General features: G+C 33.2%; 28 protein-coding genes and 1 pseudogene. 19 read left to right on the top strand and 10 right to left on the bottom strand.

What is annotated here, in order from left to right; translation table 11 throughout:
* Positions 1-142: 142 nt before the first annotated feature.
* Together mgrA and BLR93_RS11240 are read right to left on the bottom strand one after the other, a co-directional pair.
* The gene (mgrA, locus tag BLR93_RS11245; RefSeq protein WP_093214440.1) at positions 143-1,135 is read right to left on the bottom strand and encodes an L-glyceraldehyde 3-phosphate reductase; all 993 of its coding nucleotides are present in this window, start codon (positions 1,133-1,135) and stop codon (positions 143-145) included.
* 156 nt (positions 1,136-1,291) lie between these two features.
* The gene (locus BLR93_RS11240; protein ID WP_093214437.1) at positions 1,292-1,651 is read right to left on the bottom strand and encodes a Lin0512 family protein; all 360 of its coding nucleotides are present in this window, start codon (positions 1,649-1,651) and stop codon (positions 1,292-1,294) included.
* Positions 1,652-1,832: 181 nt separating this feature from the next.
* Between BLR93_RS11240 and rlmH the strand changes: the two genes are divergently transcribed.
* From rlmH to BLR93_RS11215, 5 genes are all read left to right on the top strand, one after another.
* On the top strand, positions 1,833-2,312 hold the full coding sequence (rlmH, locus tag BLR93_RS11235) for a 23S rRNA (pseudouridine(1915)-N(3))-methyltransferase RlmH (RefSeq protein ID WP_093214434.1): 480 nt from the start codon (positions 1,833-1,835) through the stop codon (positions 2,310-2,312).
* Positions 2,313-2,391: 79 nt separating this feature from the next.
* On the top strand, positions 2,392-3,942 hold the full coding sequence (locus tag BLR93_RS11230; protein WP_217629285.1) for an AAA family ATPase: 1,551 nt from the start codon (positions 2,392-2,394) through the stop codon (positions 3,940-3,942).
* A 15-nt stretch (positions 3,943-3,957) separates the two neighbouring features.
* On the top strand, positions 3,958-4,818 hold the full coding sequence (locus tag BLR93_RS11225; protein WP_093214432.1) for an HNH endonuclease: 861 nt from the start codon (positions 3,958-3,960) through the stop codon (positions 4,816-4,818).
* A 448-nt stretch (positions 4,819-5,266) separates the two neighbouring features.
* Positions 5,267-7,012, top strand: a complete 1,746-nt coding sequence (locus BLR93_RS11220; RefSeq protein ID WP_093214429.1) for a hypothetical protein — start codon at positions 5,267-5,269, stop codon at positions 7,010-7,012.
* Positions 7,005-8,630, top strand: coding sequence for a hypothetical protein (locus tag BLR93_RS11215; RefSeq protein WP_093214427.1), 1,626 nt, complete (start codon positions 7,005-7,007; stop codon positions 8,628-8,630). Before BLR93_RS11220 ends, BLR93_RS11215 begins: the two co-directional genes overlap by 8 nt.
* A gap of 167 nt (positions 8,631-8,797) precedes the next feature.
* Here BLR93_RS11215 and BLR93_RS11210 read toward each other — a convergent pair whose 3' ends face one another.
* Together BLR93_RS11210 and BLR93_RS11205 are read right to left on the bottom strand one after the other, a co-directional pair.
* A complete protein-coding gene (locus BLR93_RS11210) occupies positions 8,798-9,550 on the bottom strand; it encodes a helix-turn-helix domain-containing protein (RefSeq protein WP_093214425.1) in 753 nt (250 codons plus the stop codon).
* 13 nt (positions 9,551-9,563) lie between these two features.
* The gene (locus tag BLR93_RS11205) at positions 9,564-9,878 is read right to left on the bottom strand and encodes a GNAT family N-acetyltransferase (protein WP_093214422.1); all 315 of its coding nucleotides are present in this window, start codon (positions 9,876-9,878) and stop codon (positions 9,564-9,566) included.
* A gap of 470 nt (positions 9,879-10,348) precedes the next feature.
* Between BLR93_RS11205 and BLR93_RS18065 the strand changes: the two genes are divergently transcribed.
* From BLR93_RS18065 to BLR93_RS11175, 6 genes are all read left to right on the top strand, one after another.
* Positions 10,349-10,537 carry a hypothetical protein gene (locus BLR93_RS18065; protein WP_175559332.1) on the top strand — a complete coding sequence of 63 codons (189 nt, stop codon included), beginning with the start codon at positions 10,349-10,351 and terminating at the stop codon, positions 10,535-10,537.
* Positions 10,521-11,828, top strand: a complete 1,308-nt coding sequence (locus tag BLR93_RS11190) for a type I restriction enzyme endonuclease domain-containing protein (protein WP_245690124.1) — start codon at positions 10,521-10,523, stop codon at positions 11,826-11,828. Before BLR93_RS18065 ends, BLR93_RS11190 begins: the two co-directional genes overlap by 17 nt.
* A gap of 559 nt (positions 11,829-12,387) precedes the next feature.
* Positions 12,388-12,657 (top strand): hypothetical protein, encoded by a 270-nt coding sequence (locus BLR93_RS11185; RefSeq protein ID WP_093214417.1) that lies wholly within the window; start codon positions 12,388-12,390, stop codon positions 12,655-12,657.
* On the top strand, positions 12,645-13,247 hold the full coding sequence (locus BLR93_RS11180; protein ID WP_093214415.1) for a Kiwa anti-phage protein KwaB-like domain-containing protein: 603 nt from the start codon (positions 12,645-12,647) through the stop codon (positions 13,245-13,247). Before BLR93_RS11185 ends, BLR93_RS11180 begins: the two co-directional genes overlap by 13 nt.
* A 33-nt stretch (positions 13,248-13,280) precedes the next feature.
* Positions 13,281-13,448, top strand: coding sequence for a hypothetical protein (locus BLR93_RS18060; protein ID WP_175559331.1), 168 nt, complete (start codon positions 13,281-13,283; stop codon positions 13,446-13,448).
* A gap of 280 nt (positions 13,449-13,728) precedes the next feature.
* Positions 13,729-13,986, top strand: a complete 258-nt coding sequence (locus BLR93_RS11175) for a hypothetical protein (protein ID WP_093214412.1) — start codon at positions 13,729-13,731, stop codon at positions 13,984-13,986.
* 83 nt (positions 13,987-14,069) lie between these two features.
* On the opposite strand, the gene BLR93_RS18055 is transcribed toward BLR93_RS11175, so the two are convergent.
* On the bottom strand, positions 14,070-14,438 hold the full coding sequence (locus BLR93_RS18055) for a hypothetical protein (protein WP_175559330.1): 369 nt from the start codon (positions 14,436-14,438) through the stop codon (positions 14,070-14,072).
* A 238-nt stretch (positions 14,439-14,676) separates the two neighbouring features.
* Between BLR93_RS18055 and BLR93_RS18050 the strand changes: the two genes are divergently transcribed.
* Genes BLR93_RS18050 through BLR93_RS11160 form a run of 4 tightly spaced genes read left to right on the top strand, consistent with a single transcriptional unit; the run spans position 14,677 to position 16,910 of the window.
* Positions 14,677-15,396 carry a sensor histidine kinase gene (locus tag BLR93_RS18050; RefSeq protein WP_175559329.1) on the top strand — a complete coding sequence of 240 codons (720 nt, stop codon included), beginning with the start codon at positions 14,677-14,679 and terminating at the stop codon, positions 15,394-15,396.
* 2 nt (positions 15,397-15,398) lie between these two features.
* On the top strand, positions 15,399-16,037 hold the full coding sequence (locus tag BLR93_RS18510) for an accessory gene regulator ArgB-like protein (RefSeq protein ID WP_093214407.1): 639 nt from the start codon (positions 15,399-15,401) through the stop codon (positions 16,035-16,037).
* Positions 16,021-16,152 (top strand): AgrD family cyclic lactone autoinducer peptide, encoded by a 132-nt coding sequence (locus tag BLR93_RS17795; RefSeq protein WP_139184416.1) that lies wholly within the window; start codon positions 16,021-16,023, stop codon positions 16,150-16,152. Before BLR93_RS18510 ends, BLR93_RS17795 begins: the two co-directional genes overlap by 17 nt.
* On the top strand, positions 16,149-16,910 hold the full coding sequence (locus tag BLR93_RS11160; RefSeq protein WP_093214404.1) for a LytR/AlgR family response regulator transcription factor: 762 nt from the start codon (positions 16,149-16,151) through the stop codon (positions 16,908-16,910). The genes BLR93_RS17795 and BLR93_RS11160 overlap by 4 nt, the downstream gene beginning before the upstream one ends.
* Before the next feature lie 95 nt (positions 16,911-17,005).
* Here BLR93_RS11160 and BLR93_RS11155 read toward each other — a convergent pair whose 3' ends face one another.
* From BLR93_RS11155 to BLR93_RS11135, 5 genes are all read right to left on the bottom strand, one after another.
* Positions 17,006-17,539, bottom strand: a complete 534-nt coding sequence (locus BLR93_RS11155) for a tubby C-terminal domain-like protein (protein WP_093214402.1) — start codon at positions 17,537-17,539, stop codon at positions 17,006-17,008.
* Positions 17,520-18,170 (bottom strand): membrane protein insertase YidC, encoded by a 651-nt coding sequence (locus BLR93_RS11150; RefSeq protein ID WP_093214400.1) that lies wholly within the window; start codon positions 18,168-18,170, stop codon positions 17,520-17,522. Before BLR93_RS11150 ends, BLR93_RS11155 begins: the two co-directional genes overlap by 20 nt.
* Positions 18,171-18,182: 12 nt before the next feature.
* A complete protein-coding gene (locus BLR93_RS11145) occupies positions 18,183-18,512 on the bottom strand; it encodes a LytR/AlgR family response regulator transcription factor (RefSeq protein WP_175559328.1) in 330 nt (109 codons plus the stop codon).
* A gap of 14 nt (positions 18,513-18,526) precedes the next feature.
* Positions 18,527-19,045, bottom strand: a complete 519-nt coding sequence (locus BLR93_RS11140; protein ID WP_093214394.1) for a hypothetical protein — start codon at positions 19,043-19,045, stop codon at positions 18,527-18,529.
* 202 nt (positions 19,046-19,247) lie between these two features.
* Positions 19,248-19,538 (bottom strand): hypothetical protein, encoded by a 291-nt coding sequence (locus BLR93_RS11135; RefSeq protein WP_093214392.1) that lies wholly within the window; start codon positions 19,536-19,538, stop codon positions 19,248-19,250.
* A gap of 297 nt (positions 19,539-19,835) precedes the next feature.
* On the opposite strand from BLR93_RS11135, the gene BLR93_RS11130 reads away from it, so the two are divergent.
* The 4 genes and pseudogenes from BLR93_RS11130 to BLR93_RS11115 all read left to right on the top strand — a co-directional run.
* Complete coding sequence (locus BLR93_RS11130) at positions 19,836-20,072, top strand: TM2 domain-containing protein (RefSeq protein ID WP_093214389.1); 237 nt, start codon at positions 19,836-19,838, stop codon at positions 20,070-20,072.
* 51 nt (positions 20,073-20,123) lie between these two features.
* Complete coding sequence (locus tag BLR93_RS11125; RefSeq protein WP_175559327.1) at positions 20,124-21,062, top strand: ABC transporter ATP-binding protein; 939 nt, start codon at positions 20,124-20,126, stop codon at positions 21,060-21,062.
* Complete coding sequence (locus BLR93_RS11120; RefSeq protein ID WP_093214385.1) at positions 21,059-22,006, top strand: ABC transporter permease; 948 nt, start codon at positions 21,059-21,061, stop codon at positions 22,004-22,006. The genes BLR93_RS11125 and BLR93_RS11120 overlap by 4 nt, the downstream gene beginning before the upstream one ends.
* 34 nt (positions 22,007-22,040) lie before the next feature.
* Positions 22,041-22,214: pseudogene (locus BLR93_RS11115) on the top strand (methylated-DNA--[protein]-cysteine S-methyltransferase); the annotation flags it as partial.
* Between the last annotated feature and the right edge of the window lie 55 nt (positions 22,215-22,269).

Genomic DNA, 22,269 nt, shown 5'->3' with positions numbered 1-22,269 from the left:
AAGCAATACGCAAGTGAGCGCTGAACCTTTTTCGAAGGAAGAAAGAGAGATGTCACTGTGTCCGCAGGTTAAATGAAGTGTTAGAAAAAAATCGAACGAGTTCGATTTTTGTTTTGACTGTTATCCTTTTGTCCCAACCTCTTTATGTTAAAATCTCTTCGATTCTGGTTAGTTCGTCAGCGGTAAAGTCAGGGTTTTCCAATGCTTTCACATTTTCCTCGATTTGTGACACCTTACTTGCTCCAATCAAGGCAGAAACAACGGACTTTTCCTGTAAAATCCAGACGAGTGCCATTTGGGCGAGTGTCTGTCCCCGGTTTTTGGCTACTTCATTTAACTGCAGCACCTTTTCAATCACTTCTGTGGAGATATCTTTCTCGTTCAACGACCGGATGTATTGCTTGGCGGCCCGCGAATCTTTAGGAATGCCATTTACATACTTATCTGTCAGCAATCCCTGGGCGAGCGGAACAAAAGCAATGCAGCCGGCACCGCGTTTGTCGAGTAAATCAGTCAAGCCGTTTTCCACCCAGCGGTTCAGCATCGAATAGGAAGCCTGGTGGATGATAAAAGGAGTGCCCTGTTTTTCCAAAATATCGATCGCCTTTTCGGTATCCTCGGCATTATAGTTGGAGATACCTACATATAGTGCTTTGCCCTGTCGGACTATCAAGTCTAAAGCAGCCATTGTTTCTTCTAAGGGAGTTTCCGGATCTGGGCGGTGGTGATAAAAAATATCTACATAGTCAAGTCCCATCCGTGACAGACTTTGGTCGAGACTGGAAACTAAATATTTTTTCGATCCCCAATCGCCATAAGGTCCAGGCCACATCGTATAGCCGGCTTTTGTAGAAATAACCATTTCATCCCTGTAACCGGTGAAATCCTTTTCCATCATCCGGCGGAAATTTTCTTCGGCAGAGCCTGGCGGCGGACCGTAATTATTCGCTAGATCGAAGTGAGTAATTCCAAGGTCGAATGCCTTGCGCAGCATCTTTCGTTGATTTTCCAATACATCTTCCCCGCCGAAATTGTTCCATAAACCGAGCGATATCGGGGGAAGCTTCAACCCGGATCGGCCGCAGCGATTATAAGTAATTGATTCATAACGGTTTTCATTTGGCATGTAACCCATCTACGTATCCTCCTTGTGAGAGCTTCTTGCGCACTGTATAATTTCGGTGTCAATTGGTGAAACCCTTTATTTCCAAGAGAAAAAAGACCAAAAAATAGGGCTGTCGAGAAAGCCTCGACAGCCTAAAAGCCCCGTTTCCGGGAGCTGACTGATTCATCAATAGCCGACTTCAACGGCAGCATTGACGATATACATCAAATCATTATCGTCATTTTCCTCTTCCAGGATCACTCCGCTGGAAGTCGCCATACCGCCTTCGGTAATCTCAACGGTTGCTGATCCAAATGGTATAACCTTTTTCACTTCCTGCTTATCCACCTGCTGACGATCGAGTGGTACTGCCAGCCGCACATTTACTTTCATATTTTCTGTGGAATGGTCCGGCAGTGTTTTTTCAATACCGGGCATGGAATTAGGCAGAATAGCATCTTCTACTGCCCGGACAGCTGCCTTGGTGATATTTTGTCCATGAACATCAATCCCCGTGCCAGTTTGTACAAATAAAATTTGATCCATCAGAAAAATCTCTCCTTTTCATTGTATAGAGATTTGTTTAGGCGTCAGTGGTGGACAACATTATCTTTATACAAACCATTTCCCGGATAAAACCAACAACAAACTGCAGATTGGATTAGGGAAGCAGGGGAAATTTTGATAAACTAAAGATAGAGATAGTGGAACAGAGAGGAAGTAGGCAATGAAAATAACGATTATATCCGTCGGTAAATTAAAGGAAAAATATTTAAAGCAAGGGATTCAGGAATATATTAAGCGGCTCAGCGCTTATGCCAATGTGGAGGTAATCGAGGTCCCGGACGAGAAGGCTCCCGAGAACCTGAGCGAAGCAGATATGGAGATTGTGAAGCAGAAAGAAGGAGAACGGATCCTCTCCAAAATTTCGACAGATTCCTATATTATTTCCCTGGAAATAATGGGCGACATGTTAACCTCTGAACAATTCGCCAAAAAACTGGACAACCTAGCCACCCACGGCAAAAGCAAAATCGCCCTCGTCATCGGCGGCTCCCTCGGCCTCAGCGACGAAGTCAGACAACGCAGCGACTATGCCTTGTCCTTTTCGAAAATGACCTTCCCCCACCAGCTGATGCGGCTCGTGCTGCTGGAGCAGGTGTACAGAGCGTTTCGGATTAATCGGGGAGAACCGTATCATAAGTAAATAAGGTTTTTATATTCGAATAACACATAAAATAAAGTATTAATAAAGGGTGCTAAGTAATCTTTAAGGGGGATATAACTTGTTATTTAAAGTGAGAGAGCCTGGATTTATTCCATCAAGTGAAAATTTAGATGATGAAATAATTTATTTGATTAAAGATAATTGGAATGATTGGTTTGATTACAAAACTTTGTATAGATTGGTTTATAAAAATAAACGTCGAGTAAAAGAAATAGGCGAGGTTAAAATAGGCGAATTTGGCATGGAGCCAAATGAGGAAAGCCATGTGTCTCCTAATTTACCAGATACATTTGAACAAATTGACTCTCATTGTTTTTCCTTGGGACAGGATGTTAGTTATTATAAGAGTTTAAATAAATTGGGAGAAGATCTCCGATTTGAAATTTTAACTAAGTTAAATGATATAGCATTAAATACTAAACTATTTGAAAGTGCATTGAATGAGGATGTTATGGGACGTTCTCTATTAAGGTCAGTAAGCCGTACATCAGTCAGGGGACAATTCAGACGCTTAGCAAATGGAGATTCAAGTTTAACACCCTATAAATTTGCATATATTCCTCCAAGGCAAAATCAATTAAATGAATTAATGTTTGAAGTGGTACCAGACTCTAAACCTCCTACAAATCTCCATATTATAATTGGCCGTAATGGGGTTGGAAAGACACACATGCTTAATAATATGATTAAATCATTAGTGCTATCTAGTAGTAAGGAAGACTATGGGAGATTTAACTCTCAAATTGAAGAAGATGAAGATGAAATATTTGCAAGTGTAGTTTCTGTTTCCTTTAGTGCTTTTGACCAGAGTAAACCACTACCTCAGAAGGAGGACAATTCAGAAGGTATGAAATACTCTTACGTAGGATTGCAGATACAGAGCTCAACTGATAGTAAAGTATTAACTGATGAATTAATAAAGGCTGAAGGAGAAAAGCAATACTTTCCGAAAAATATTGAGATGCTAGGCAATGAATTTCTCGAAAGTTTAGGGGCAATCATTACAGCTTCAAAAACAACTAGATTATTAAAGGCTTTACGGACACTCGAAGCAGATCCAATCTTCAAAGAAATTGGCATCTCACAAATAGTTTTTAAAAGAAATTTAGAGCGTGCAGGTATGATTTATCAAAACCTCAGCTCTGGTCACAAGATCGTTTTGTTGACTATAACAAAATTGGTTGAAACTGTTGAAGAACGTACATTAGTAATTATGGATGAACCTGAAGGGCATTTACATCCTCCCCTATTATCTGCATTTACTCGTGCTCTCTCAGATTTATTAAAATCTCGAAATGGAGTTGGAATAATTGCTACACATTCACCGGTAGTACTTCAAGAAGTTCCAAAAAGTTGTGTACTAATAGTCAATAGGCGTAATAGAGACATATCGATAGAAAGACCTGAAATTGAAACTTTTGGAGAGAACATAGGGACCTTAACAAGAGAAGTATTTGGACTAGAGGTGACACAATCAGGGTTTCATAAATTAATGTCTAGCGCTGTCGAAGAATTAGGGGATTTTGATGATATTATAGATTATTTTAATGACGAACTTGGAATGGAAGCTCGTGGTATTATAAGAGCTCTACTATTATTTCGAGACTGAAAGGTTAGGATAAAAATGAGAAAAGTAAAAAGACCAAATGACTTGCCGTTAGATGTTCTGTTAACTTGTATAAGTAATTACCAAGATAGTTATCTAGTTAAAAGACTGAAATCAATTGGACCGGAAGTTGAAGCAGTTTCGGAGATATTTGAAGATAAAGTAAAAAATCAAAGATTACATACACTTGAGCCCCATGATAATGTTATGAGTATTGTAACCACACAGGAAATGAAAAATGTTTATAATGATAAATTTGTAAAAAAGGGACAACCAGGGCGTGATATTTATGATAGGTTATTAAACGCTCCTACACTAAACAAATGCCCTTTTTGTGGCTATAGAGTTGTGTCTACCCTAGACCATCATCTTCCAAAAGCTAAATACCCAACATTAGCAGTCACTCCAACAAATTTAATACCTAGCTGTTTTGATTGTAATAAAACAAAAACAGCTGTTAGACCTTTAACTCCTCAAGAGGAAACATTACACCCATATTTTGATAATGTGGAGGATGATTTATGGCTAAAAGCTAATGTTATCGAGCAATTTCCAATTGTCTTTAAATATTATGTTGACAAGCCAGATAATTGGGATGAGCTAACATTTCAACGTGTTAAGAACCATTTTAAAGTATTTGAACTAGGTAAACTTTTTAGTATTCTTGCAGCAGGCGAATTACCAATGCGAGAATTAACATTAAATCGGATTTATTACAAAGCAGGCTCAGACATACTTAGGTTGCAACTTAAAGACTATGCAGAGAGTGTAGAACAGGTACATTTAAATTCATGGCAAGCAGCAATGTTTCGTGCACTTGAGGAAAGTGAATGGTTCATTCAAGAATACTTTTCCCACCAAGGAAAACAAAATGCCTAAGCAGATATTGAAAAAAGAGCACAAGACATATATGAACAATACCAATACTTTATAAAGGAAGTATTCAAAAAGGAAATTAATTCATTAAATCATCAATTGAGATTTTATCATAAAGAAGACGGGAATTAGGTGGGAAGGCTTGGTCTGAAAATCAAATTGATAAAATAGAAATTAATAGAGGTGTTATCGACAATTTTTTTTGACTATTTCTTTGACTTTGCAAAAATTGAGAGTAAAAGCTTCCTAAAAAAATAAAAGGATAGGTAGGGAAACATTCGTTCTCACCGTATATTGTTTGTAGTTGTTAATTTATAATAGAACTTATAATATTTATTGAAGAAGTCGAGGCTGCATCGCTTAGTGAAATAATGCCAAAGGTAAGTTCAAGAGATACATGAACAAGGTGTATGATAAATTAGATTGAAAGTTATTTAAAGGATGATTCTAAATGGATAATAATTTTTGTTTATTCAGGGAAATAGGAGTTCAGAATACTATTATTGAACAATACCTAGAAGTGAAACTGACAGTTGAACAATCGGCGTTACTTGAAGATATTTGCCATAGAGTAAAAGCTGAAGAAGATGAACTGTATTTTGAAATAAGAGATATATTTCAAACGGAATTCGAATTAGATAAACAATCTAAAATAGTGTTATTACAATATATAAACACCAAAACATCACTATTAAGCTTACTAATAAACTCCCCCCAAAAAAATGATTATTATGATTTCGATGTTTTTTCACATGCAATATTGGCTATAACAAAACAAAGAAAAATTCAAATTTCAAAAGATGATGTCTATAAATTATGCGAAATGATTGCTGATATTCCGTTTAATAATATTGAAACATATAAATCGTTAGCCCATCTTATCAAAAGCAAAACAAATCTTTCCAATGAAATAACCGAGGAATACAAATTAGATCCTAATAAGTCAAACATTTATTTAACTATCTATTTGTTAGAATCAAGTGATAAAATTAAAAATTTCATTACTGAAATTAATAGTGAAAACTATATCAATATTTTATTTATTGTCCGAGCTTGCCTACTAATCATAGAAAATGAACGGGAATTTACAGTGAATATTATAACTAGCAAACTATCATTAGCAGTAGTTCCCAAACTGGACAAACTAGAGCTAGTAAATCAATATATACTATTATTATTTAATCTTCTATTGGAAGATGAGGAAGCAATAGTAATAAGTGAAATTAAAAGAATCGTAAATAAATTTGAAAATTGGGATCCAGCAGGTTTATTGAGAATGATATATCCAATAAAGAAGGAAGTGTCAGCGAACCTTGCTGAAAGCCTATTCTTAGTTGTGAATAAAATGAGAGATGATGAACAAAAGCGTAATGATTATGTGTTGGATGATTTATTTTCGCAATTAGGTCCTATTGAATTTGAGAAATATTATCTTACCATATTGTCACTCAGGGGAGATGGCTTAGGCAAAAGCATTATGGAAAGACTGCAAAAAGATATTGAAGTCTATTTGAATGGATTGGTTGAGTCGTCTTTGGTATTTAATAGGGAAACTAAGATTGCAATTAAGGTATTAAAGGTTTTATTAAAAGGTAAAACAGTGGATGTAAAATCAATTAATGAAAAATACTATTTATATTTGTTACGTTGCTTTCATTGTTATGAAATGGGTGAGGCTCCGTTTATTTGTGATATCGCAATCGAATTCTATCTAAACTCATCAAATGAGAAAACGAAATATAAGATACTTGAATATATCGTTTCAAGTATAAGTGAAAATTACTTCATGACTATGAAGGAAATGGTGTCAAGTATCAATGATCCAGAATTAGACAGCTTAAATGATTATTTAATTAAAAAAGATGACTTAATAGAACGCGGCATGAGTAATCCAGATTTTAAACCTTCTACTAAAAATATGGAGAGCTATTTCGAGAAGAAAATCGACTTAGATAGAAAAATTCATGAAAAGGCAAGAGAGGGCTCAGCTTTACTTAGTTTTGTGCAGAATCAAACAATTCTTTATGGGAACAAGGTTAAGAATATTTATAAAGACCCAGATGGAAAAGTTCATACACAAGAGAATACAATGGCAAAAATGGAACACAGCATTGCTCTACCAGTGAGATTTATTCATGATCCTTTATTTTACAAGATAGAAATTAATAATTTAAAAGAGGGTTTTTTAGATGATTAATTTAGTAATAGAAGACTATGTAGCTTCCCTAAAAGAAAAAGATGAATTGGATGTGCTTTTGCCAAACCTATTAAAATTAAAAGGTTATTCTATTAAAAATTTACCTAGGACTGGTGAAAGACAGTTTGGTGTGGATTTATTAGCTGAAAAGAATGATGAATTATTTTTATATGTGATAAAGCAAGGGGATTTAACGCGTAATTCGTGGGACAATGAAGTCAATGCCGTTAGGCAAAGTATTGATGAAATATTTGATGTGTACCTTAGTACAATGGTAGACCCAATTTATATTAATAAGCAAAAAAATATAGTATTTGTAACGAATGGTCTTATCAGAGATGCTGTTCGACCTAATTGGGAAGGGTATAAAAAAAGACATACAACAAATCTTATTAAATTCGATACGATACTTTTACCAGATCTGGTAAAGATGGTAAGTAACTTCGGATTTAATGAAACATTATTTAGTATAGAAATGCACTCAAATTTACGAAAATGTTTATATTATTTGGATGAAACAGATTATCAAACTACCTACTTTAAATTAATTATTAATGAATACTTTAAAGAACTTCTGAATACACAAAATGAAAAAAAAGAAAGAAGAATATTTAATTCAATGTGGATGCTTATTAATCTTGTTAATTCTTATGCGTTTGAAAAAGGAAGATACAGGGTCTGCGTTGAATTTTCAGAAGTTGCTTTGTTTTCAATGTGGAAATATATGAAGAAAAAGAAAGCTTTTGAAAAGGAATTAGAAACTGAATGGTTGTATAAATTAATTAACAATTATAGTAAAACTAATGAGAGATTCCTTGATAATTTAATTGAATTTATTGATTTGCCACAAGGAATTCCAGCTCATAATTCTTTAGAACATAGATTACTGTGCTTTGATATATTAGGAATATTGACCGTTTATGGATTATTTTTATGTGGTGCAGAAAAATTGTTCCGTCAGATAAAATATTCTTCGAAAAGCATTACAAATATAATTATTCAACTGTTAAATAATAATTCTGGATTCTTCTATCCGCTTTATGATAATGATGGAATAGAAATTTCGATGTTACTTCTTTTACTTAAGCGACAAAATAGAAGTGAAGATCTAGCTAATATATTGAATGGATACATAGCGCATATAACATCAATGATAGAAAATAAAAAGTATCCAGTACTAGAAAGACGATTTTCATTAGTTTTGGATGTTGAGTTTGGAGATATTGATTATATGCAGCGATATAAAAGTTCTTTTCTTTGGGGTATTATTAAAGAATGGACAGTTCTGACTGAGCAAAAGGAATTAAGTGAATTTATATCGGAAACTGAACTTTTAAAAGATGTTGATATACAAAATTGGAATTGTAAGAGCCTAGATGAAGAGGGACTATTTAATGTCTCTGAAGCACATAATCAAGGTTATACTAGTAGCTACAATAAATTAGAAGACAAGGATTTAATAGATTTATTTAATGATAAGGATGACTTCGAAGATTTTTTAAAGTTTAGTTTTAATAAATATTCATTCCCTACAATTGGCTTAATTATAAGTAGATTGCATAGATTACCTGTAATACCGAGTTATTGGAGGATAGAATTTAGTAAATATCATAACTAATTATAAAAATCGCACTTAGATATATAACGGTGAACCGTATCACAAATAGTGGTAAAACAGCGAGTAGAAATTGTTATAAATAAAGAATGGATAATAAAAATCTAGTAATTTGTTATGGTAAAAGAGCGCACTCCTTGTATGGAATGTGCTCTTTGCAATTCTAAAACTTAATATGTACTTTCTTCAAGTCTTTTAAGAGCCTTCTCATATGCGGCGTTTCTTTCTTTTTCCTCCCAATCTAGCCTTTGTAAAATTCGTTGCCAATATATATTTCCCTCTTCAGCATACGATTTTGCAGTTTCTCTCCATAAATATGCTTCTGCCTCTTCAAGTACTATAAAATGGCGAGAATGGATTTTAAAGTGAGGCATTCCGTCATCTTTAATTAAACTATAAATAGTAGAAGGGCTTGTTCGAAAATGATTTGCTGCTTCTTTTATAGTTAGAACAGTCCTGCCATAATAACTTTCTTTGTCTTTTTTTGTGAAATTTTTTATTTCATTTGAAAAAATAGTTAATTCTTCTCTTATTATTTTTCTAATTATTTCATCAATCATTGTAGGCTCCCCCTTCGTTTTGTGGAAGTTATCAATTTCATTCTGAACGGAATTCACATCCCAATTATTATCTGGATCAGTCCAACCAAACTTTTTATAACTATCAATTGTTTCTTTTATTTCGTTTTTATCTAGAATAATGCGAGATTTAACTTTTCGGTGAGGCATTGCTCTTGAAAATGTCAACTGACGTATTACGGAAGAGCCAATGCCGGTTAATGAGGATACTTCTTTGATAGTTAAATATTTTTTGGTGGAATAGTCTTTAGCCTGATACAGATTATTTAATGAATCAGATATCTCATTTTTAATGATTGTCTCCAACAGATACTCAAATGAATTACTACTTAACAGGCTGTCCATTAACTCCCCTCCATTACTTACGTTGCCATATTAAATTACCAATTTTAAGGCTGTCTTTATTATTGTCATCTAAGATTACCTCAAAATTGTGCTTCTTATAAAAGTGAACCAATCTTTCTATATGATCAATATCAACATTGGATATCCAGCCAGAAATACTGTTTATTTTTCTGTTCTTTGCAATGTCAATAAGAGTGCTTAATAGTATGCTTCCGACACCGTAATTAGAAAGGTACTCTTCGATATCAATATCTGCTAAAGATATTTCAGTAAGGTCATCATTGAAAAAGGCTTTTAAAACGGGATCAGGATAAAGTATTCCTTTCATTAGTAATGACTCGTATGCCAAGAATGATTGTTTTTTCTTTATCTTTCGGAGTATCGTCGTAAAAGTGTCTATACAAAATTAGTTTGAATTCCCCGTTTTGAGTGCTTGATATTATTTCAAAGCCTTTATTAGTTATTAAATTAGTATGATATTTTACCTCGTATCCAATATCGTAATTACGTTGTAATGGAGAAACTTTACTTCTGATAAACATTTGATTAAATATATCCATATGCAACCTTCCAATTCTTATTACGAAAATACGTTCGTATTGTTTGTCCTCTATTATACAATTTATGGTACAATATAACTACAGGATTTTACATTTTTTCGAAGGAGTTTATAAATACTTAATCAGCCTATAACAAGTAAAATATTTCTATTAAACATGCATTTTATTTTAGAAAGTTATTTGATTACCAGATTTTGTCGTATAATAATAGATAATAAACTATTTTGGGGGTTAAAAAATGGCAGATATTCAAAAACAATTCGAAGAGTTCCATGATGCAATTAAACTAAAACGTCTTAAGGAAAATAAAGGGTTACGTGAAAAAAGAGATATTATAACAGATAAAATAAAGAATGGTGTTAAGACCAAGTTTGAAGAAATGGAAAAAGATGCTCCTAGTCTAGAGTTCATTGACCAAGGTAGTTAGTTATGCTGTAGATCTAGGGATTGTACCGGAAGATAAAGATTATGATATAGACGAGGGTGTAATCTTTGACCTTTATAAAGAAGATTATACAGACAGTGTCGAACTTAAAAAGATGATTAGAGATATACTTGTAAACCACACTAATACTCCACCTAAGATAAAAAACCCCTATGTTACCATAACCTATTCATTAGATGATGAACCAGCATATCATGTCGATTTACCAGTGTATTTAAAATCAAAGTATAATAACAATTTGTATCTTGCTTGGGGCAAAGAGAGTTTGCTAACCTTTGACATTGAGCAAGCAGAAGGTTTATTTTGGGGCTTTTTACAAGATGTAAGGGAACTTATACCTCAAAAACTTTATCCAAACAACCTGTCCATAAATGAGTGGCGAGCATTACCAAAAGTTGAACGGGAAGATTTTATTGCAGAGGTGGTTAATCACTTTTTAGGTGGTGAAGAAAAAGTATTTTTAGAATCACAAGTAAAACTTGCTAAATCCCACAAACTTGTTTCTCACCTTTCCTCTGTAACTGCAGTTTCAGGAGAAGTTTTACTATATGATATTGTTAAGACACAACTACGAAAAATATCTCAACCAATTGGTGGAGATGGCCAGAACGATAACAGTTATGAGAAAAAATTAGGTCAAATAGTAAATGAAAGTGTAAGTTCTTATGGTTCTTTGGATCTGTTTGAAATTGCAGGAATCGAAAAGCCTAACATATCAGTACTAGATGATGCTTTTTTGGCAGGATTAGTCGAAAAACCCCATATTGATTTACGAATGAAATTGTTGAGGCAACTTTTGGAGGATGAAATTAAGGTTAAATTTAAAAAGAAGAACCCAAAAGGTAAACAGATGAGTGAAATGTTAAATAAAACGATCGAAGAGTATCACAACAGAGTAATATCAGCAGCAGATGTTATTCGCTTTATGGTTGAGATGAGAAATAACCTAGACGAAGAGACAAAGCGAAGAATGGATTTAGGGCTAACTGAAGAGGAAGTAGCGTTTTATGAAATAATCGCAAATATGGAAAACGCTACATTCGATAATCAGTTTATGGCAGGTTTAGTCCATCAAGTTGTGAAAAACATGAAAAAAGAATTTCAAGTTGATTGGACCAACCCACACCGCCAAGATATCTTATCAAAAGTTAATCTCGCAGTAAAGGCTACATTAATGAAAAATAAAATAAAACCAGAACAATTAAAGTTTTTGACTAATGCCTTTGTAGAGGAAGCGAAAGAACAGTTTAAAGATTGGCCAATTGATTCTTAAATTACTTAGAAAAGGAGGGAGGATTTCATATGGAATTAGGACTACTAAGTAAATTTCCTATGTTATTTTCCTCTTATTTTCTACTTTTTTTTGGCTGTTGCAGTAAAATATGACTTTAATAAAATTACTCTTGGCATGCTGGGTGTTTCTTTATTTGGTGTTTTATATACATTAATTATTATTAAGACCACGGGGTTAATAGGAAGTCTAGAAAAGTAATTCAAGTTAATGCTGAAAATGAAAAGGTATTAAGTTACTTAGTAACGTACCTTCTACCCTTTTTAGGGTTTAACTTAACAAATTTAAGTGATTCTATAGCGTTAATTATCTTATTTTATGGCAGTGGGATTATTATATATAAAAGCCGATTTAATATTTATCAATCCTGTATTAATGGTGTTTGGTTACAATATCTATTCCGTTACATTCGAGAATAATCAGAAAAGGATATTGTTATCGAAGAGAACGATACAGGAGATAAGGAATACCCAAAGAACCACTTTTTCTGAATTAAAGGATCGATTTTTAATTGTTGAGATTAAGGAGAGAAGGGGTTAACTTGAAAGATATCTCAAAACAAATTGTTTCACAGATAGATAATGCAGATACCGTGAGAATATACTTTGTAAATCCTCAATATAACGAAGAGAATAGTTACAAAGAGGCAAAACTTAATATAAACGATAGTGTGATTGAGACTGCAAAGGAAATTATTTCTACATGTATGCAAGGCTTTTCAGAAAAAGAAGCAATTGCTATAGAAAAGTTGGACAAGCAGGATGAGGATTATGTGGTTACAGTGACTCTACTAACTTTTTGGAAAAGTTAAAATTCTATGTTCTTGAACTCAGCCATAATGGAGAAAGCCACTACTTTATCAGGCGTTATTCTTGTAACAAACTAATGGCACCAAGACAAGTACTTCTAGTGAGAAAAGAAAATACTTTTGAGCATGTAAAGGACAATAAGGTATTTACACTTGAAACAGCGATTGACGCTTTTGTTCAAGGAGATAAGGTGTTCGTCTTACGGGATAAACAATTTGCTCAAATGACGGGCTATTATAAAAAAGAAAGAGAAAAGGCAGATAAAGTACTAAATGATATTGGAAATCTTAATTTAGTTAATGGTTTTGATACATTAAAAGAACACTGTGAACAACGGATATCCTATGTAAAAAAGATAAGTAAAATCGACCAGTCATCAGTTAACAAAATTACCTTTAGTAAAGTTCTAGAATTGAAGCAGTCTAGGGGGATTGATTTTGTAGTTGACGAAAGTAGTAAAACAATCTCATTCGAAAGCGATTCCCAATTGAAGAATGTTTTAGATCTATTGCTTGATAACTTTCTAATATCTGAAGTTACTGGAGAGCCGTATAGAGCTTTGAATAAAAAGAAAGATATCAAAACTGCTTAATCATTATTAACAAGAAGCAGAGGAGGGACTTAATTGAATTTAGAAGACTATAAAAATATCAATGATAGTTTTGCTGGCGTCCGTGAGCAATTACAACAGATTAACAGGTTAACAAGTAGAATAGATTTTAGTCCTATATTTAGGGCACATAGAGAAATGCGAACAATTGGATTTGCAGCAAGCGAATGGTTGAACAAATGAGAATGCCACTACTTGAATTGCACAGAAACATGCAGATAAGTGGCGTGCTAGACGCAGTTAATCAATTACAAAGAATTCAATTACCTGTTATTAATATTCAAGATACACTTAGATTATCTGGGATAAGTGAGTCTATTTCTTCAATCAACTGACTTTCAGGAATAGTTCATACGAGTTACTTTACAGAAATCTCTAAATTGACAAAGGCAATGAGTCAAATACATTCCAACCTCAATCTTTCTAGTATTAGGCACTCTATTAGTACTAATAGAGTATAACTATGCCGGTTGTGGAATTAAGTAAGCAAATTCAAAGTATGAATTTGGCTAATTATAATTTAAATACATTAATTCCGGATATAAGTTATGTATTAGAAAGTATTAGAGAAAAGTCTATTAATATTTCATCAATAACTGAGAAATTAAATGATACGTTTTTCGAAGAGATAAGTGTCGAAGAGGATGGTACGGTCAATTACCAAAATGAATGGTTTACAAGAGTCCCGATCCTCAGCGATTCCAAAAACGCAACCTGGTAATCCCTATTTTGTAATATTTAACCTTTTGTACCGAATGAGCCTTCCTTTCTTCTTCATTTCATATTACACTATAAATGGAAAACCTAGGATATTAGACTTAGTATAAAGGAAAGTGAAACAATGAACATATTCAATTTTTCAGGTGCATTATTAGAAACCGTTGTAATTATACTCGTTGGTACCAGACTAAATAATATAAATATTAAAAAGTCAGATAGCCTAAGATTACTTTTTGTTAGCACCTTAGCGAGTGTTTTTATTTTGCTGGTTAAACCTAATACGGACCAATTCCTATATTTAATATCTGTTATCACTTTTGTTTCATCTTTTTTGGCTCTTTCTTTATCAATTCCTTTTTTATATTCCTTGTTTTCGATTATTTTTGGCTGTTTCATTTTAATTATTTTTGAATTTTTCAGCATCTCTTTTATTAATGCAGCTTTAGAATCCAATGAGGTATGGCATTCAGGCACCAGAATGAAAGCAGCTATCATACATAGTATTTTTATGTTTCTGCTCTATTTATTTCTTAAGAAAAACAACTTACATTTAATTGATTATACAGATTTAAAATTTCACGGCAGAAAAGATAATTTGTATATCGGCCTTGTTTTTCTATTAATCTTGCTAATTTCAACACTTCCTGCATATTCTACAGTGAATAATACTCTTAATCTAGGAGTACTGAGTATGCTGGTGATCATATTATTAATTATACTTTCTCTCTATATTATTAAAATAATATTTCTGCACGAAAGCAGTAAGATTAAAAGCAAGTACACACAAATTATTGAGAGGGAATCCTCCAATTTTATTAGTACGATCAGGTCACAAAGGCATGATTTTGTTTTCCATCTTAATACTCTTAACCTAATGTCAAAACAAGGCAAATACCATGAAATTAGTGAATATATAGAGGGGATTACCGATGAAGTCAATACTATAAACAATATCCTGCCTTTGCATTCGGTCCCGGTTTCAGGATTGCTTTTATACTATATTGAATATGCCAAGAAAGCATTAATAGATTTTCAGCTTGAAATAGAAGACAACTTAAAGGATATGCCGATGAAGAATTATGAGATAAATCAGGTATTAGGGAATTTGCTAAAAAACGCTTTTGAACATATCGAAGAACACACGGAACTAAGAAAAGAAATAAATGTTAGGATTTCTTGCCAAAGCAGTCATTATGTGATTTCAGTCAGAAATCCCGGGCAGCTGCTTCCGGAGGAGATAAACCAATTATTTCTTGACGGGTATTCCAAGAAAAATAATATAAACAATGAAGGAAACGGTCTTTTTTCTGTTAAAAGAATAGTCGATAGATATACCGGGGAAATTTATCCAGAATTAACAGATGAAGACATTGAATTCTTTGTCATTATACCGGCAGGAAGTGCAGATTAAAGATGAATATAAATCTCAATACACTCAGTGTTTCCCTGGCAAACTTAGTAACAACTTATAACCCGAATTTAAAACAGCAAGAGGACTATATCAGGTATGGTCTAGAATGGATTTTATCCGGTTTATTTCAGACTTTATTAATATTGACTGTATCGTACCTTTTAAACTTAACCCCTTTTTCTTTGGTTTCTTTAGTTACTGGAGCAATATTTAGAATGTTAACCGGCGGAGTACACTTCAATACTTACATAAAATGCGTATATTTTAGTTCAACAATCATAATTATAGTCGCATTTGTTTCCAAACTCTATTCTAAGGCATTCAATCATTGGTCCTTATACTATGGTAATGTTGTCTTGTTGTTCATTATATATTATCTTTATGCACCCAAATTATATAAAACAAAGACACTTTTTAGCCAAAAACAAAAAGAACGATTCAAGTTGTTATCAATTCTATTATTAATTATTTTCTTTTTACTAACTGAATTCTTAGTAAAAGATTATAGATACATACTCTGCATTTGGATCTCCATCTTTTTTCAGGGTTTTTCATTGACAAATTGTGGTGAAAAAGTAATCTTATATATAGATAATATTACTAAATTGAAATGGAGGAAGAAAAATGGAAACCTTATTTAAAATCTTATTATTATTAATAGGAAAACTGGGGTTATTAGCGAGCAAAGGTACCCTTGCAAGCTTTTGGTTTGCCTATGAACCTGAATTACCAAAAAACAAAAATGAAAAGCAATGAGAACGAAAAAAGTAAATATACTACTTATCGATGATGACATGCATGTTCTGGAATACATCAAAGATTTCCTAAAATACTCAAAAGATATTGAAGTAATAGAAGCGGTTAATACCGGAAGGAACGTAGGGACAATTTTGGAAAATCAAGATGTGAATGCAGTCATGTTAGACATCGAAATGCCAGATATCAACGGTCTTGAGGTAGCACAATTCATTAGTGATAACTACCCAGACATAAAGATTATCTTCATGTCTGGACATCACCATTATGCAATTGAGGGATATCAATATTATCCATTCGACTTTATTACCAAACCAATCAATCCTTTACGATTAAATAAAACTCTTCTAAAATTGACTGGCCATGGTGCAACAGAAAGCACATCTGTCAAAAAGGAGAATGTACGGATTGGAATAAAGGTTCGGCAAGGGTTAATTCTGGTCAATATTAATGAAGTTTCTTACATAGAAAAAGTGAGCAGAAAAACACATATCTTTTTAAGGAATGGAGAACATATTGAGACAACAGAAAATTTAAGAATTCTAGAGAATAAATTGCGGCCCCATGGATTTTATCGTCCTCATCAGTCCTATCTGGTTCCTTTAAATAATATTAGAGGCATATTACCAGATGAGTTTATGAAATCGTATAACCTGCTTCTCAAAGATACAAATACAAAAATAAAAGTAAGCAAGCACAAGTATAAGAATTTAAAAGAAGCAATCTTAAACAATTTTGAGACTCATTTAATTGAATAAAGTACCGAAAAACGAAAACCCCCACCTTAACCAGTGGGGGTTTTTATTATGTAAGGTCATGAACCAATCTAATTCCCTACCAAGGCCTTTCTATTTTAATCAGCTTTATGCAGCAGAAGCAGAAAATAAATGCCGGATATCTCACAGAAATGGACGTTTTCATCAAAGATCTTAACTTCATATTCTATCGGGGGAATAAGGGATTTATAAGAAGCTTCAGCAAATATCTTATTATCAGAGTTAAAGAATCTAACCGTCTTATCCCCTATCTCATCCTTAACCGTTACATGCCGGTCTCCAATTGAATAGATCATCTTCACATTCGTCTGAATTTTGGTCTTATCGTGTAGTTCAAACTTATGCTCTTCATTATCAACTCTATATACAATGTCCCATTTATTAAACAATAAATTTTGTAAAATCCCTTTTTCTTTTATATCCATTGATACATGATTGTGAACATCTTTTACTTTTACATTTGAAACATTAATTACCGCACTTGTAGCCAGTTGAATATTGCTCTTAAAATACCTTTGCATTACCCCTGCTTCCTTGCCGATATGATCATAAACTGCAAACTCTTTTTGAGATTTATTTATAAATGGTCTTTTAAAGGTATACACTTTCATTACTGCTCCTCCGTCCATTATGCAAGATTATTTTTATGATAAAGTGCTGAAAAATGCTATATATATTCAAAGTTACTATGTAAACCGCTATCCAGGCAGGCATGATAAAAGATGAAGCAGCCAAAATTAAAGACAAAATCATGCCAATTTTCTTCATTTGGGGATTTGTAATTAACATTTGAGTGTAAGAAACAACACCCAGAAAAAATGGGACTAAATAATAAGGATCACTTCCCCCTAACGAAAACCATAAAAAACTATTTTCATAAAGAGTAACATTTTGGCTGAGAGAGCGATAAATAATTATATAGATCGGAATTTGAATTAAGAACGGCAGACAGCCTAATGAAAAAGGCTTAACCCCGGATTCCTGAATGATTTGCCTTCTTTTTGTTTTACGGATTTCCAGTTCCTCTTTGGTAATATCTTTTTTATAAATATCGTATTCACGATCTATTTCTTTTAACCTTGGTTTTATTTCTTTCTGTAACTTCGAGTTTTTCTCCTGGAGTATGGCTAAGGGGAAAAATATCACTCGAAATAATACTGTGAATAGGACAATAGCTAAACCATAGCTATTCAGCAGCAGACCTAAATGATTTACCAGGTCAATCAATAAGTTCATCAGCATACGGAATCCACCTCAAGAGATTAATTTTTCGATAACTTTCTTTTTAACAAGTGCAGATTTTTCATTTTCAAATACACATTCGTATAAATCTTTGTTTATGGCTATTAATTCACTAATCCGATGTTTATTAATTAAGTAAGATTGGTGAGTCCGTATGAAGTAGGCTGGTAATACCTTTTCAATCCTTTTAAGTGACATGTGAATAGAAACTTCTTTATCATGCGTGTGCACTAAAGTTTTTTTGCCAAATCTTTCAATATATAAAATCTGCTGATAACTTAACAAGTGTATTTGCTCTCTTAGCTGAATTATTAATTTATTTTGATCCACCCTGATTTCCAAAACTATGCCTCCTTTTATTGAAAAAGTTTAATGAGAGTATTAGAAATATAAACTTCCGTAAATGCATTAATAACTACTATCCCCAGGCCGATAAGAATGTATCTAGGAAATGTCCGCTTTAAGAATATGGTTATTTCGCTGACATCCATTTTCTTTCTAATCACTCCAAATATTATGGCTATTTGTGTAATAGTGACCGAAGTAATTAAAAAACATATGTATATCTCTCCAATACCATGAATAAAAGAAGAGAGGTAATATTGCATGGGAGGAATATCACTCAGCTTTCCACTTGCCCCTATACCGATGAGGAATTTAAGCACAAATAAAAGCGGGATGCCTGTAAAAGAAAACAGCAAAAGAAGCAGATAAATTCCCCCATTAATCAAAGCAATATACATTAGATCGACCATATTCAAATCAGAAATTACCTCAGGGTTGCCACTATGCTCCGTACTGATATAACCGAATACCACTAACAGTATAGAACCAAAGAAAAAATATAAACTATATTTGATTGGGCTTGATATCAAATGCCTAACCCCCTTCTTCTTATAGGTGTAAATAGATTATAGAATATTTTGCCTGTACATATATCGAATTGTCTTAATTTGTCTAAATATTTGTATAATGGGTCTATTTTCGGGAATAATGGGGAATTAGGAGAAAAAATAAAGGAATAAAAAAGACCTCAGCATCAGCTGAGGCCACTTAATGTTCTTCTCATTGAGACTATTACAGAATGTTTGCTGAAGCCCATAAGAATTTAGTAATTCTCCATAAACCTGCAGATGGTGCAAAAGTTAATAGAAGTTCACCAATGTCTAAGATTGCTCCACCAAGGTCAGACCAGGCAAAATCGCCACCAAAGCTGTTATAGATTGCACGGATCTTAGTTGTTAAGCTAGCTGCAATATTATTAACATTTTCCACAACATTAAATTCTCTTGCAAATGCACGTGCAACTGCCCATGCTACGTCTCCAGGATTAGTAGAACCAGTAAAAGCGTTAAATAAAAAGTTCATCTTATTATCTCCTCCAAGTGTTATTATTTTTGGCGCAGCGCTCATTAATAATTTACCAATCTTTCTTGGTTAACATGGGAGAATTATGAATTTAGTGCAATTTATGGTTTATAGTCTCTGTTTTGTTGATTATTCCCTCAATAAAAGTCCAAATATTTACAAAATTCTCGATAATAATATATTTGCACATGATTACTCCCCTGATATGTATAAAAAATGACAAATTACACCATAATTTTAATTTTTTGATTTTTTGATGGTACAATATCTTTAATAAACCATTCAGGAGGAATAACATTGAAAAGAACTTGGATTGCCGTTTTATTATCAGTAATTTTTCCAGGATTTGGACATTTTTATTTGGGGCAGCCGAAGAAAGGCGTAATCCTGGTCTTAGCAGACATTATCTCCATATTACTAATGTCTGTTATAGTTGGAGCATTCTTGCTTCCTATCGTATATATTTACGGAATAATAGACTCATATAGGGCTACACCAAAGGTAAACTCTAATTTATCAAATGCCAGACTATGAAAAAGGAGAGGGTTTTATCCCGCTCTTTTTTCTATTTAAGGAGTTGTTATGATGAGCGAATCTATTTTGGAAATTAAAGATGTGAGTAAAGCGATTAGCAAGAAACAGATTATACATAATGTTTCACTGGAAGTTAAGCCTGGAGAAGTTGTAGGGCTGCTAGGACCTAACGGAGCAGGCAAAACAACCATATTAAAGATGATTGTTGGATTTTACTCTGTTGGGGAAGGAGAAATTTATATAGATGGAATTAATATAGCGAGTAATAAAGAAAAATGCCTTGAAAAAATTGGTGCCATTATTGAAAGTCCTGACCTATATGACAATATGACCGGATTGGGAAATTTAAAGTTCTGCGCTCGCTTCTACTCTCATGTCAACAGTAGCAGGATACAAGAAGCAGTCGAACTGGTCGGATTAACAAAATCCATTAATCAAAAAGTGAAAACCTATTCCCTGGGCATGAAACAAAGATTAGGGATCGCACAAGCCATATTGCATGAGCCAAAATTATTAATCTTGGATGAACCAACGAATGGACTGGACCCGGAAGGAATATATGAATTAAGAAATTATATACATACGCTAACAAGAAAGGGGATATCCGTATTAATATCAAGCCATCTTCTGTCTGAGATGCAGATCATCTGTGACAGAGTGGCGATCATTCAAGAAGGAAAGTTAATAGATATTATTAAAGTCACCACAATAAGTGATTTAGATCTGAGCATTAATAAAGTTACCTACCAATTATGGGATAAAGACAGTGCAGAAAAGGCAAAAAAAATCCTCAGGGAACATAACATGAAGATCCATATTAACGATAGGGATAAGCTGATCACTATTGAGATAAACCACTTAAGTGAGATACTTAAATTAAATAACTTATTCCATAAAGTTAAGATACAGTTTATACAAGTCTCAATTCAGAAGGAAAATTTAGAAGAAAAGTTTATGGATATTGTTAAGAATAAGGCGGGGATCCAATGAGAGTGTTCATTTCCAGTATACAAAATGAGCTGATTAAGCTTCTAATAGGTAAAAGAACATGGATTACCTTAATCATCATCCTTGGAATAAGCATCATTACCGCCGTTGGCCTATTTAAAGAAAACAGGGATAACCAGGATTGGAAAGCAGATGTAGAATCTAAATTACAGTCAACTGAGATGGAACTTAAAAACATGGAAGAAATGCCCTATAAATACAAAAAAATTCTCAATGATGAGATTGAACTGTATCGCTATTATTTAGAAAAAAATATTTCACCCTATGAGGCTAATGTGTGGAAACTTATTAATAAATCATCTGGTGTCATGATGATTTTAACTATCATTATTATTATTGCTTCCAGTGATTCACTTGCAAGGGAATTTAGCAAGGGGACAATCAAAATATTACTTATAAGGCCTATAAATAGGTGGGAAATACTCTTATCAAAATTTACAGCATTAACTTTATATTCCTGGATGTTGATTATAAGCTGGTTTATACTAACTTTAATCATAGGATCGGCCTTATTTGGCGGTCTTGGTGATTTTAACATCCCTCATATAAACAGTGCAGACGGTGAGATTGTCATGAATTCAACTGGAAAGCTGTTATTACTGAAAATCATCTTCCAGTCCATTCAAATATTGGTGTTTGCCGCCATATCATTTACCATCTCTACCTTATTAAGGAACAATAGCATAGCGACCGCTATATCCTTATTTTTATTTCTTGGCAGCTCTATTTTTTATAACCTATTTCAAGGAAAAGAATGGGCAAAATATATTCTGTTTTCTCACTTGAATTTAAATGAATTTATCAACTCCAAGGTTAATAGTGTAGGCTTTACGCTTACAGAATCTTTACTTATGATATCGATCTATCTAGTTACTATTTTATCTGTGACAGTGGTCATTTTTAGTAAAAAAGATATTAAGGTTTAAGATCTATCCGTTCTTAATAAACCTCAGCAGACAAAAAAGCAGCAGAGCTGTAGGGAGTGCAAATGGAAAGATAAATAAATTAAGCATTGTCATTCCTTGTCACAGAGTAATTGGTTCAAATGGGAAATTAACTGGTTATGCAAGAGGTCTATGGAGAAAAAAATGTCTACTACAACATGAGAGATGTTGTAATAAGGAATATCAGTAGAAATGAGAGCGCTAAAGTACCTCATTTAGACTTATCACGAAGAACCGTACCATAA

It is taken from the genome of Sediminibacillus albus (genome assembly GCF_900101125.1).
GTDB classification, from domain to species: Bacteria; Bacillota; Bacilli; order Bacillales; family Amphibacillaceae; genus Sediminibacillus; species Sediminibacillus albus.
The sequence above is the reverse complement of the archived record's forward strand: the minus strand, read 5'-3'. Positions and strand labels throughout refer to the sequence as shown.